The sequence below is a fragment of the Sharpea azabuensis DSM 18934 genome, assembly GCF_000702165.1.
GTDB classification, from domain to species: domain Bacteria; phylum Bacillota_I; class Bacilli_A; order Erysipelotrichales; family Coprobacillaceae; genus Sharpea; species Sharpea azabuensis.
The window spans coordinates 1-13,853 of sequence record NZ_JNKU01000015.1; the positions used below are offsets into that span (position 1 = coordinate 1).

Below are 13,853 nucleotides of genomic sequence, written 5' to 3' on the forward strand. Positions count from 1 at the left end.
AAATATATCCGAGAGCAGGAGATGCATGACCAGATGGTGGACAAGCTGAGTGTCAAGGAATACGGCGATCCATTTTCAAACGCAACGAAGAGAAAAAGAAGCGAAAAAGGAAAAATAAAAGACAATAAAACAAAGTAGTAAAAAAGAAAAAAAGAATCCCTTTGAGGGATAGCGAGCGTCAAGAGCGGTAGCTTGAACGAAGTGAAAGCAAGCGCCTTTAGACGCGAGCAGGTATCATAGGCTTATAGCCGCAGTTCAAACCACGCCTTTTAGACGTGGTTTTGATTTTTGCCTTTATTTGTCATGAAATTAAAGAATAAGGAATGCTTCTTATTTTCATTTGGTGATGAATGTGTATACTTAATTGTGTATATATGATAAAAGGAGGCTACTTATGTCTACAATAAAGGATATTGCTGATGAAGTTGGTATTTCGAAGGCTGCTGTATCAAGAATATTGAATCATAAGGGATCTTTTTCGCAAGAAACGATATTGAAAGTAGAAAGAGCTGCAAAACGTTTGAATTATGTCTCACGCAATGAAATGGTGGAAGGTGAAGAGGAAAGTAAAACAATAGCAGCCATATTCCCGGATAAAGGGATATACTTTAGTATTCTTACAACACTTCTTGAAAAAGCGTGTTTTAATTATGGTTACAATCTATTATTATGTTCAAGCCAATATGATAATCTGGAAACTATAGAATTCATGTCATTTTTAAGGAAGAAGCATGTTGCAGGTATATTATTTGGCAGTATTAGCTATAATCAGGAATTTTTTAAAGAAAATAGCATTCCTATCGTGTCAATAGGACATCCATTGTCAGAGAAAATACCATTTGTGCATTCTGATAATTTCGCGAGTGGTCGAATTGCTGCTAAACATTTATTAGGAAGAGGAACGAAAGAATTTCTCTATATTTCCAATTCGTATGATGGATTGAAGGAAGATGAACGCTATTTGGGCTATTGTGAAGAGTTAGAGAAAGCTGGCTATACGCCTTGGCCTTATATCCTGAAGAATAATAGTATAAACTACGACGGGATTAATGCATCTGAAATTATCACGCAAATGATTTTGGAGCATCCACATGCCGATGGCTTATTTGCGGAGTCACAGACACTTGCTATGGAATGTGTTCAAGCCTACCTGAATCTTGGTTATAAAATTCCTCAAGATATTAAAATCATTGGATATGGAAACTCTTTATTAAGCCGATATTCCAATCCTACATTATCACTTGTTAAGGAGAATACACGAGAAATAGCATTTGAAGCTGTTTCAACACTTGCGGATCTTATTGAAAATGGAAAAACGAAAAATATGGATATTAAGGTGCCTGTTTCAATAGAACATCATCAATCTTCTTGATGCCTGAGTACAGGCATCTTTTTGTTTACTAAAAAAGTAAATAAGTAGATTTATAAGTTGACTTTAATAGTAAACATGTTTACTATAATAAATGTAGAAAAAATAAAAAGGAAGGGTTCATTTATGGCGGAAAAGAATTATAAGTTCATTGCTGAAAAAGTAGTGAAAGAAGTAGGTGGAAAAGATAATATTTCACATTCATTACATTGTGCAACAAGACTTCGTTTTAATTTGATTGATTTTTCTAAAGCGGATATTAATCAAATAAAGAAGATTAATGATGTGTTAGGAGCGCAGAAGGTTGGAGATCAGCTGCAAGTTATTATTGGTCCTGATGTTGATAAGGTATATGATGAGGTTTTAAAAATTACTGGTGGCGATGCAGAATATATTGATGAAAATCTTGATGCTCCAAAGAAGAAGGTTACGTTGAAATCTATTGGTGGTTCTATTCTTGATGCATTATCAGGATGCTTAGGCCCCGCAATTCCTGCAATCGTTGCAAGTGCTTTCTTCAAAATGTTAGTAGCATTACTTGGCCCGGATATCTTAAAGCTTATTTCACAAAAAGATAATCTCTATATTTTACTGACATTTGTGGGTGATGCAGCTTTCTATTTCTTCCCAGTTATTATTGGATATACTGCTGCCAAGAAGTTTAAAGTTACACCTGTTTTAGGAATATTACTGGGTGGTATTATGCTTCACCCAACACTTACTCAGATGGCAACAAAGAATGTTACAAACTTTACTGTTTTTGGAATTCCTTGTAATGTACAAAATTATGGTTCAACTGTTATTCCTATTATCTTATCTATTTGGGTGATGAGTTATATCGAAAAGTTCTTTAATACAAAGCTTCCAAATTCATTAAGAGGTGTTTTTGCCCCAGCGTTTACAATCACTCTAATGCTGCCAATTACATTGTGCGTTTTAGGCCCAGCTGGATCATATCTTGGCAACTATATCACAACAGGTTTGATGGCTTTTGGTAAAGCTACTGGATTTATTGGCTTAGCAATCATTAGTGCGTTATATCCAATTTTAGTTATGACAGGCATGCACATGGTGTTAATTGCGGCATTATTCCAAGTATTTGCGAAAGTAGGATTTGATGGTGCTATTGCTCCTGCATTAACGATTTCCGCTTTCTCTATTATGGGTGTTGGTATCGGTGCCTTCTTAAGATTAAAAAATAAAGAACAAAAAGCACAAGCTGGAGAATTTGCGATTACTGCAATACTTGCAGGTACATCTGAACCGACAATATATGGTATTTGTGCAAGATATAAAAAGCCTTTTATTGGTTTGATTGGTGGAGGGTTTATTGGTGGTCTCTATTGTGGCATTACAAAAGTCATTTCAGCAACACTTGTTCCTGCAACTAATTTTACTTCTGTACTATGTTTTACTGGTGCTTCAGCCGCTAATATTATTAATGGGTCTATTTCATGTACAATTGCACTTATTGCCTCAGCTGCTCTTGTATATTTCTTTGGCTTTGATGCCAATGACCCAGCTGTTTTGAAAAAAGATTAAGGAGTAGGAAAAATGCTTCATGAGATTGTGAAGATAGATGAAGATGCTTTTGTAGAGACGTACATACAAGACCGGTTTATAGCACATGGGGTTGTAAAGAAGCGTCCTGCTTTAATTGTTTGCCCTGGTGGCGCCTATATGATTCATGCTCACAAGGAAGCTGAACCAATTGCTGTGGATTTTCTACCAAGAGGATTCAATTGTTTTGTACTGAAGTACACTGTAGCTACGGATCGAGATCACCCTGAGAAAGGTATTAATCCAAGAGCACATTATCCATTGCCGGCCTTAGAACTAATGACTACAATTCATCTTGTTCATGAAAATGCAGAAAAATGGGCAGTAGATGATCAAAACATCTTTCTTATAGGATTTAGCGCAGGAGCACATGTGTGTGCAACTGTGGGTACGAGATGGAATGATCCAAGATTATTGGAGAAGCTTGACTTTATACCAAAAGAAAGTGAATTAAAATGTAAGGGAATGATTCTTGGATATCCAATGCTTGCAGATAATCCGGACGATTTCCAAGGAAATGAATATTTATCCATTAGTCAAGAACAAAAGACAATTATGAATAGTGTATTCTATAATTCAAAAAATCCTACAAAAGAGATGAAAGACAACTTTGATTTAAGAAATCATATTACAATGGATACAATACCAACATTTCTCTGGCACACAGCTAATGATCCTGTCGTAGACACGCGTATTTCATCATCTTTTATTGAAAAACTTAGAGCCCATCATGTAAACTGTGAATACCATATGTTTGCAAAAGGTGCCCATGGATTAGGTCTAGCGAATGCTTTATGTTCACGTGGCGCATTTGAAGAGGATCGATCAGTTACACTGTGGAGAATACTTGCACAGTATTGGATGGAAGATAGAATGAAAGAGTGAGAATGTAATGAGGGAAGAAGATAAGACTATTTTTGAGTATAGAAAGGGTAAAGAAATAGCCTTTACAGATATGATTATCGCTGAACGTATGTGTCATGATTATCAAAAAGGAAATGTGTATACTTCGTCAGCTGGATGGATTGAATATAGCGTTTATACACCATCCAATAAAAAAAGCGAAACAAAGTTACCGGTTGTATTTATGTTTCATGGTGGTGGATTTGTTTTAGGCTATTATGAGCAAGAAGGGCGCTATTGTAGACAACTCGCTGATTGGACAAATTGTATATTTATTAATGTTGATTATGCATTGGCTCCTGAATTTAAATTTCCCATACCAATTCTTTCAAGTTATGAAGCAATTGAGCTTATTTTAGAAAAAGCTGAACTTTATGGCATTGATAAAGAAAAAGTTATGGTCATGGGAAATAGTTCAGGTGGAGCAATAGCAGCAGCACTTTGCTTACTCAATAGAGAGAAAAGGGCTATTCATATAATTGGTCAGATTTTAGACTATGCACCCCTTGATCAATCACTAAATCAAACAGATCGCATATCAGTTGACGAAACGAAGGGCGTTTCTCAATCAAGAGCATTGCAGTATATGCATTGGTACTTCAAAGATGCGAAGGATTTGGATGATCCTCTCGCTTCACCAGCAAGAAACGCCCAATTGCATAATCTTCCAAGAATGCTTATCATTTCTGCAGCATTAGATACGCTGAGAAATGAAGAAGAGCTCTATGCCACAAAATGTAAGCAAGCTGGAAATGATGTAGATTATGTTGTAATGGAAGGCGTAGGACATGGCTTTACGCACTCACTCTTCAATACTTATGATAAAGCAAAGGCTGAAGAAGCTTGGAAATTAATGGCAAAGTTTATTATTAATACAGTAAACCAATAGATATATAAACGCGTAATATGATCAAAAATAAGAGTACAGTCAATATTGATTTGCCTGTACTTTTTCATTACATAAAAAGCGCTTACATATTTTTAGTGACAGTTTTCTTTTTCATTAGTATAATATTGATATACAACAGCAGAATAGAAGGGAGAGAATAAAATGAAAAAGGTTCTGTTTGTTTTAACTTTGATGTTGAGTATGGTATTTGGCAGTGTCATACCAACATTCGCCTATGATTTCAATGAAGGAGATCAAGAAATATATAGTGCGTATATTGATGAGCTTGCCAAAAATACGACTGAAAATGATGCTGAAGAAGAAAATCTGTTGAATCGTGGAGAGCAATATTCCAATCTTGATTATGCCATCATGAAAAATGTTGGGAAAAAATGGAATGAGCTTTTCATGAATAATTGGAAGCCTTATATCTATTCACCTGAAGAAAATGGTAAGGATGGAAAGGCAACTGTTCTAGCAAACTCTGGTATTTCTGATAGTGAAAAGCATGCTTTTGTATGCTTAGGATATCAGTTAAAAGACGGAGAAATGTTGCCAGAACTTAAAGGCCGTTGTGAAACAGTAGCTGCGGCAGCAAGACAGTTTCCAAAGACAAAAATCTATGTATCTGGTGGACCTACAGGTCCGAATAATCCTGATCAACATACTGAAGCAAGATTGATGCGTGATTATCTTGTCAATGAATGTGGTATTGATTCATCCCGTGTATACATGGATGAACGTGCAATGACAACAGTACAAAATGCTGAAAATACCTTTGCAATGTTACAAGAGAATGGTATTGAGTCAATTACGATTGTTACAAGTAATTATCATACGAGAAGAGGAACATTGTTGTACTATGCTGAATCACAGTTATTTGAATATGGAAAAGGGTACAAATGTAATATTATTGGTAATTTAGGTTATTATATTGAAGGCAAGGACTTAGAACCTGCATCTCATGCAGCAAGAAGCTTAAAACAAATTCTTGGCTTACCTAATACAGTAAAAACAACATCTCAAGTCATTAATAATCAATATATTTATGATGAAAATGATCTATTAGATATAACTGTATATGAAGAAAAGCTTGGTGCTCAAACAGAAATTAAAGACTATAAGGTTAAAAATTATGATCCACATAGAGCAGGATTACAGACAATAGATGTTATTTATTTACTCGAAGGCAAAGAAACAACATCAAAAGTCAATGTCTTTGTAAAATACAAATTCATATCAGGTGATAATAGTGTCTTTGATAAGAGTAAAGCATCAAATATTGTTTTAAAAACAAATGGTGTATTAGATAAGCTCACTGGTATTTATCTCGATGATAAGGAATTAGATGAGAATGCTTATACGCTTGCTAGTGGAAGTACAATTCTCACATTAAAGAAAGAGGCACTCTCAAATCTATCCAATGGAAATCATAAAATAAAACTTGTTTATGGAAAAGAAGATAAAATAGAAACAAATCTTGTAATTGCACCTGACAGTGTAACAGCAGCAGAAGTTGCAAAACAAATAAAGAATAACACATATAATCCTAATAATGCATTACCTGCATCAACAACAAAGAATACAAAGCATAACACAAGTACAAAAACAAATAATACGACAAGTAAAAGTGCTGAAACATCAGATCCAACATCTATTAAAGAATTACTCTTTATGTTGTTAGGATCACTAGGTATTTCATTCTTCTTACTGAAAAAGAAAATGAGTTAATTAGTAAGCTAGCATCCTCGTTATAGGGATGCTAGCATTTTATAATGCCTCAAAACTTCCTGCCAATGTTACTCTCATCTACAAGACAATTTGATATAACGAACACTCAAATACATAAAAATTACAAAATACAATAAGTATGTTAGGCCTTTTAAAAAGTTTAGAAAAACTTTAGATTTATAACCATATATTTTTAATAGTTAAATTGTATGATGCTAGATGTTGAGAGAAAGTCATGCTTTAGAATGAATGGAATTTAGTGCCTTATAAAGCGATAAATATGAAGCAAAAGACTTTTCATGTATGAACTACATTGTTAGAATGTAGATAGACGAGGAGAAGGGATATGAAAGGGAAGAAAAGAAGGGTTAAGAGTATTGTATGGGTTATTGTTGCTGTTCTTGTACTTGGTGTATTAGGCGGGTTTGGTATTAAAGCCTACAAAGACTACCAGAAAGAAGAAGCACGCAAGAAGGAAGCAGCTAGAATCAAGAAACTGCAGGAACAAGCAAAGCTCAGCAAAGATCAGATATCAATTGAAGTACGTGGAACATATAACTTAAAGCTTTATAGTGCAGAAGGTAAAGTGACATGGAGCAGTGAGGATGCTGCCGTGGCAAGAGTGGATGAAAAGGGTGTCGTAACAGGTGTATCGGCAGGGAATACGGTTATTAATGCAACATATCTTAAGAAGAAGTATCCTGTAAAAGTCTCAGTTACTATGCCAAGAGTGATGCAGGATGATGGCAAGAAAGTTGTCTATCTGACATTTGATGATGGACCATCACCAAAGACTGCACAGGTACTGGATATTCTCAAGAATAACGGTGTCCATGCGACATTCTTTGTAACAGGAATTGATCAGAAATCGGCAAGCTTAATGAAACGTGCAGTTGATGAAGGAAATGCGATTGGAGCACATACATATACACATGACTATAAGTATGTCTATAGTTCAGAAAAGAACTACTTTGATGATTTAAATAAGATCTTGAATCATATTAAAGAAGTCACAGGTAAGGAAACAAAAATCATTCGTTTCCCAGGAGGAAGCAGTAATACGATCAGTAGAAAGTATAGTCAGGGGATTATGACTAAGCTTTCTAAAGAAGTACTAGCTAAAGGCTATCAGTACTATGACTGGAATTTATCGAGCGGGGATGCTGAGTGGCCAGCGCCATCAGTTGCCTCAATTGCTCATCAGGCTACAAATACTAAACAATCTAAGGTTGTCTTATTAATGCATGATGCCAATGCGAAACAGACAACAGTTGATGCTTTGCCTCAAATTATTAAGTTTTATAAAGATAATGGCTATGAATTCAGAACACTTGAGAACTCTGATATCATCAGTCATCACCATATCAATAACTAATAGCTAAGACAGGTATCATACCTGTCTTTAATTTGTAATATATTTATAAGGTTTAACGACTATAGCTAAAAAGTACTTTAAAAATGGGCTAAATTGAGTATAATCGAGGTTGCCTTTAGGAGGGAGAAGGAAATGAATTTAAAATCTAGTAAGGTCAAGATGACAATCGTAATTGTTGTCATCGCATTGATTGCTGGCATGTTTGGAGTATTCGCATACCAGTCTAATCAAAAGAGAAAAGCAGAGATTGCTGCTAAGAAAGAAGCAGAAAGAGAAAAGAAGCTAGAAGCTCAAGCATCTATGCCAGTTACAAATCTGACAATTGCACCTGGTAGAGAATACACAATGAAGCTTGATGGCACTAAAGCAAAGGTCAAATGGTCAACAGATGACAAAAATATCGCTTCAATTAATGATAAAGGTGTTTTAACTTCAAAAGCTGAAGGTTCTACAAAAGTCACTGCACAGTACTTCAAAAAGAAGTTTGTAGCTAATGTTACCGTCAAGCAGCCTAAATCAGTAATGGCTACAGGTGTTGATGATGGTATTAAAGAAGTATTCTTGACATTTGATGATGGACCATCTGTTAATACTGCAAAGATTCTTGATATTTTGAAACAGAATGGTGCTGTAGGTACTTTCTTTGTCACTGCTCAGAATCCAAAGTCAAAAGATTTAATGAAGAGAATTCTCAAAGAAGGTAGTGCAATAGGTGCTCATAGTTATACGCATGAGTATTCTATTTATAAGTCAGAACAAACTTACTTTGATGATTTAAATAAGATTGAAGATTATATTAAATCAGTTACTGGAAAGAAAACAAAACTTGTAAGATTCCCTGGTGGTAGCAGTAATACAATTAGTCGTCATTATGCAACAGGAATTATGAAGACATTAGCAGCTGATCTTGAAAAGAAGGGTTATAAGTATTATGACTGGAATGTTTCAAGTGGGGATGCTGCTGGTAAATTACAGCCTGTAGAAACATTAGTACGCAATGCCACAGGTACAAAACAGGAAAAAGCAGTTATTTTGATGCATGATACACAAGTAAAGACAACTACTGTTGAAGCTTTACCACAGATTATTAAGTGGTATAAAGATAATGGTTATAAGTTCTCAACATTAGAAAATACAGCTGTTCAGTCTCATCAACCTATTAATAACTAGTAATTTAGTAAAAAGTCATTTCCCAAAATACTACATCCATGTATAATGAATAATGTAGAAAGAATTAAGGAAGGTAAAGTTAATGAAATTGATTAAAAAAATTACAAGCTGGCAAGTTATCATGTTCATACAGCTACTCGTATCAATACTATTGGCGTTTACAACATTCAAGTTAAATGTTCTACCATTTAGGTATGCATTAATATTGTTTATTGTATTGTTGCTTTTATTAGTTGGTATGTTCTTCTTCACTAAGTCAAAAAAACAAGTCGATGAGGGAAAAGTAGCTATTAGACCTATCGTTGGGAAGATTATCTCAATCCTCTTATCAATTGTAATGCTTATTGCATCAAGTATGTTGATGAAAACTGAAGGTGCGATTGCTAAGATTACAGGCAATGATACACAGACGACAGTTATCAGTCTGATGACTCTTAAAGATAGTAAGTTTGATTCTGCTGATGACTTAAAAGCATCAACTCCTGTTGGGGTGAATACTCTTGCTGATAAGACAAATATCGATAAAGGCTTAAAAGCATTAAAAGATGAAGCAAAGTTCACAAAAAAAGATTACTCAACTTTTAAATCATTAAGTGATGATTTATATAATGGTAAAGTAAAAGCAATCCTTGTAGATAATGCTTATCAATCTGTTTTAGAAACATATCATGAAGATTGGTCACAGAAAACAAAAACAATCTGGAAATATGAAATTAAGGAAAAAGTTGAAGATACTTCAACAAATGCAAAGGTTACGAAGGAACCATTTACATTACTTATTTCTGGTGTGGATAGTCGTGGTGATGTAACTGAAAAATCACGTTCTGACGTAGATATGATTATTACTATTGATCCAGTACATCGTCGTATTCTTATGACATCTATTCCTAGAGACTACTTTGTACCAATTTATGGACAGGGTGGTAAGGACAAACTTACACATTCAGGCCTATATGGTACAGCATGCGTAGAAAAAACAATCGAAAACTTCATGAATATCAATATTGACTATAATGCACGTATTGGTTTCCAGGCTGTTACAAAAATCATTGATGCTATTGGTGGTGTTGATGTTTATTCAGATAAAGAATTTAAGCCATGGACTGATGAAGGTGTACGTATCAAGAAAGGTATGCAGCACATGGATGGTCGTACTGCTCTCGCTTTCGCAAGAGAAAGAAAGACTTATACAACTGGTGATAGACATAGATCAGCTAATGAACAGGCTGTTATTGAAGCTATCTTAGAAAAAGTAATGAAACCTTCTGTATTAAGCCAGTATTCAAGTTTACTTAGTGCAATAGAAGGAACATTCCAGACAAACTTAAAATCTTCTGACATCACTTCACTTGCAAAGATGCAGCTTGATAAGGGTGGCAAATGGACAGTCAAGAAATCAATTCTTTATGGTACTTCTAAGAAGGCAAAGGGTGGCTTAATGATGCCTAATACTGAACTTTATTATAACTTCCCTGATCAGAAATCAATTGATGCTAATACTAAGTATATTAAAGATATGCTTAAAGGCGAAGACGTTCAAATTGCTGATACTGATTCTAATGTAACAGCACATATGGATTAAGCTTTAGACATGAATAGCTAAAAAAGTGATGTTCAGCTTCTTAGCGAACATCACTTTTCTTTACATGCGATAAGTAAAAAATGCCTTAGAATTATCTTCTAAAGCATTGCATAATTAATAATGAATATTGTCACCTGAACGTGTCGTGAAGCTATAATCTCCTTCACCATAGTAAGAAACAAGGAAGTCTTTGTTTTCTTTGACCCACTTATCACCAGCTGCTTGTGCTGATAAACCACTTAGAAGGTTAGAAGAAATCTCTTCAGTATGAACAATATGACCTGTCTTACTGCCATCTTTGTTATGAACATAATAGCTGATGATCAAGTAAGTTTTATCAGGATCATATGGTAATTTGGCATCACTTGGCATTTTTGCATGTTTACCAATGACATTGACTTTACATTCAATTGTTTTTCCATCAACTGTAGCAGTGATACGTGTTGTACCAATACTTTTAGGAATAATCAAGCCTTCATCCCCAACAACAGAAATATTATTGTTGTAGGAACCCCAAACAATGGATTTACTGATGTTACCAGTAACTTCCAGTAAGAATGTTTGACCTAAACGTAAGGTCACTTCTTCTCGATTGAGAACCGGCTGACTCACTTTTTCTTTTTTATTATCTTTCTGTGTCGTTTGCTTTGTTGGTTTCTTCTTAGTTGTTGATGAGCTAGGAGAGCATCCAACAACCATTGTGGCAACAAGGAGAACAGCTAAATATTTATGTAGATGAACCATAGATCTCATCCTTTCTTACCTAAGTATAACATAGGTTATAACCTACGCGTACAATTGTAGACTAAAATGAAGAAAATTGAAAGCATAAGAATTTGATTTTGGTTTGCTTTCAAAGAAGCATAGTGTATAATTCAACGTGTTTAGAGTATTTGGATGGGATAAAGGGAGCGAATAGATTATGAAATTAAAATGGCAAATAATTATATTATTTCAAGCTGCTGTTGAAATATTTTTAGGCTTTGTAATTACAAAGTTTAATATTCTACCTTTAAAATACTTAATTGTTGTATATCTTGTATTGTTTCTTATCTTTAGATTAATGTATAAATTCATTAAACCACCTAAACGAATAGGAAAGCATGCAAAGAAATCAAGAAGGGCTAGACTAGGCAAATATGTCTCTTTACTCGTCTCTATTGCCATGATATTTTCGTCCTATATGCTTATTAAAACCAATGGTGCCATTGCGAAAATGACAGGCATGTCAGAACAAAAGACAGTCATTGCTTTAGTGGCACTTAAAAAGAATGGCTATAAATCTGCAAAAGATGTTGAAGATGAGAAAGTTGGCATCAATACTAAGCAAACTTCAACATATCTTAAAGAAGGAAAAAGTCTTCTAAAGGACTCGGTTTCTTTCACAGAAAAAGATTACAATGATTATAAGAAATTAGGTGAAGATCTCTATAGTGGCAAGGTTAAAGCTATTCTTATGGATTATGCCTATGAGACAGCATTGGAAGGCTATTTTGAAAGTTTTAATAATGATACTGAAATCATTTGGTCCCATACATTTGTTGAGAAGAATGCAAATACTGCTAATAATAAGAATGTTACAAAAGAACCATTTACAATCATTGTATCAGGTGTTGATTCAAGAGGCAGTGTTGATGAGAAATCTAGAAGTGATGTGAACATGATTGTTACAATCAATCCTAATACAAGACAAATCCTTCTCACATCTATTCCAAGAGATTACTTTGTGACACTTGCAAATGTTGGTGTCAAAGATAAATTGACGCATGCTGGGATGTTTGGAACAACGAATGTTGAAAAGACTGTTGAGAAGTTTATGGATTTAGATATTGATTATCAAGCCCGTATTGGTTTCCAGTCTGTTGTCAAGATTGTTGATGCGCTTGGTGGCGTTGATGTTTATTCTGATAAAGCCTTCAAACCATGGACAGATAATGGTGTGCGTATAAAAAAAGGAGTACAGCACATGGATGGTCGTACGGCCTTGGCATTTGCACGAGAAAGAAAGATTTACTTAACAGGGGATCGTCATCGAGCAGCAAACCAGCAAGCTGTTTTAAAAGCAATCTTAAATAAAGCGATGTCACCAGCCGTGATCACGAATTATACAAGCTTATTAGATGCAGTTGCTGGAACATTCCAGACCAATATGAAGACGAGCGATATCACAAGCTTAGCTAAGATGCAGCTAGATAAGGGTGGCTCTTGGGATATTCAGCAGTCTATTCTTGAAGGAACAAACGAAAAGAGAACAGGCGGATATCTCATGCCAAGAACAGCTATTTATTACACGATTCCTTCAAAAGATTCCATCAATAAAAATAGACTCTATATTACTAACATGTTAGCGGGTAAGAAAATCAAAACAGAAGCTAGCGATTCAAAAGCTTAGGGAGGATATATGAAAAGGAAAGTTTTCTAGATTATTTAAATGTTTTATCAGCATTTGCGGTTGTAATGCTATGATGCGAATATGTGGGAGATGAAACATATCTTGGAAATGTCATTGGGAAGAAAAATAGTTTTTATTATTGCTGTATTATTATGTAGTCTGGGGGATATTATTTTGCCAAATGAATCGTTCGTATGTTCATGGTGAAGATATAACAAAAGTGGCAGTTACACAATATAATGATATTGATTATGCATCAGTCTATGACTTTAACTATTACCGTAATAAGTATGAAGATCTACAAAAAGCTTTTGAACCTGAAGATTATAACGGGCTTCTAAAGCATTTTATAAATTATGGTATGAATGAAGGAAGACAGGCAAGTTCAACGTTCGATGTAAATTCATACAGATTGCAGTATACTGACTTACGAAAAGCCTATGGCAATAACATGAAAAGCTACTACATGCACTATATTCAAAATGGTGCAAGAGAAGGAAGACAAACTACAAGTACAACAACGATGCAAGATATCACTACAACATATATTGGCGTTGACTATGCAAAGGTCTATGACTTCAATTATTACATTAGCCATAATGCAGATTTAAGAAAAGCTTATGGTCTCTATGATGATTATGCCCTCTTAAAGCATTTTGTAAACTATGGTATGAGCGAGGGTAGACAGGCAAGTGAGGATTTTAATGCTTCTATTTATGCAGGTAACTATGTAGATTTGTTAGATGCATATGGTGGAAATATGAAGAAATATTATGAACACTATATGGAACATGGCTATAGTGAGGGTAGAAATGCCAAGTCGTTAATGAGTGAAAATACGTCCGTAAAATTATCAAATATTCCCATTAGGCAATTATAGAA

General features: G+C 34.7%; 11 protein-coding genes. 10 read left to right on the forward strand and 1 reads right to left on the reverse strand.

The window, feature by feature from the left end; all coding sequences use genetic code 11:
• Positions 1-364: 364 nt before the first annotated feature.
• The 8 genes from T529_RS0104425 (at position 365) to T529_RS0104460 (ending at position 10,579) form a co-directional block, all read left to right on the forward strand.
• Positions 365-1,372, forward strand: coding sequence for a LacI family DNA-binding transcriptional regulator (locus T529_RS0104425; protein ID WP_156032158.1), 1,008 nt, complete (start codon positions 365-367; stop codon positions 1,370-1,372).
• Positions 1,373-1,495: 123 nt separating this feature from the next.
• Entirely contained in the window at positions 1,496-2,911 is a 1,416-nt protein-coding gene (locus T529_RS0104430) for a PTS transporter subunit EIIC (RefSeq protein WP_033162417.1), read from the forward strand.
• Between the two features lie 12 nt (positions 2,912-2,923).
• Positions 2,924-3,814, forward strand: coding sequence for an alpha/beta hydrolase (locus T529_RS0104435; RefSeq protein ID WP_033162418.1), 891 nt, complete (start codon positions 2,924-2,926; stop codon positions 3,812-3,814).
• A gap of 7 nt (positions 3,815-3,821) precedes the next feature.
• On the forward strand, positions 3,822-4,721 hold the full coding sequence (locus T529_RS0104440; protein WP_033162419.1) for an alpha/beta hydrolase: 900 nt from the start codon (positions 3,822-3,824) through the stop codon (positions 4,719-4,721).
• Between the two features lie 162 nt (positions 4,722-4,883).
• The gene (locus T529_RS12495) at positions 4,884-6,452 is read left to right on the forward strand and encodes a YdcF family protein (protein ID WP_051646846.1); all 1,569 of its coding nucleotides are present in this window, start codon (positions 4,884-4,886) and stop codon (positions 6,450-6,452) included.
• 346 nt (positions 6,453-6,798) lie between these two features.
• Entirely contained in the window at positions 6,799-7,827 is a 1,029-nt protein-coding gene (locus T529_RS0104450) for a polysaccharide deacetylase family protein (protein WP_081823060.1), read from the forward strand.
• A gap of 132 nt (positions 7,828-7,959) precedes the next feature.
• A complete protein-coding gene (locus tag T529_RS12500; protein WP_051646847.1) occupies positions 7,960-8,997 on the forward strand; it encodes a polysaccharide deacetylase family protein in 1,038 nt (345 codons plus the stop codon).
• A gap of 82 nt (positions 8,998-9,079) precedes the next feature.
• Positions 9,080-10,579 (forward strand): LCP family protein, encoded by a 1,500-nt coding sequence (locus tag T529_RS0104460; protein WP_051646848.1) that lies wholly within the window; start codon positions 9,080-9,082, stop codon positions 10,577-10,579.
• A 114-nt stretch (positions 10,580-10,693) separates the two neighbouring features.
• Here T529_RS0104460 and T529_RS0104465 read toward each other — a convergent pair whose 3' ends face one another.
• Positions 10,694-11,323 carry an Ig-like domain-containing protein gene (locus T529_RS0104465; RefSeq protein WP_033162420.1) on the reverse strand — a complete coding sequence of 210 codons (630 nt, stop codon included), beginning with the start codon at positions 11,321-11,323 and terminating at the stop codon, positions 10,694-10,696.
• A 178-nt stretch (positions 11,324-11,501) separates the two neighbouring features.
• Here T529_RS0104465 and T529_RS0104470 point away from each other — a divergent pair, with 178 nt between their 5' ends.
• Together T529_RS0104470 and T529_RS12505 are read left to right on the forward strand one after the other, a co-directional pair.
• Complete coding sequence (locus T529_RS0104470; protein ID WP_033162421.1) at positions 11,502-12,971, forward strand: LCP family protein; 1,470 nt, start codon at positions 11,502-11,504, stop codon at positions 12,969-12,971.
• Between the two features lie 181 nt (positions 12,972-13,152).
• A complete protein-coding gene (locus T529_RS12505; protein WP_051646849.1) occupies positions 13,153-13,851 on the forward strand; it encodes a hypothetical protein in 699 nt (232 codons plus the stop codon).
• The last annotated feature ends 2 nt before the right edge of the window (positions 13,852-13,853 follow it).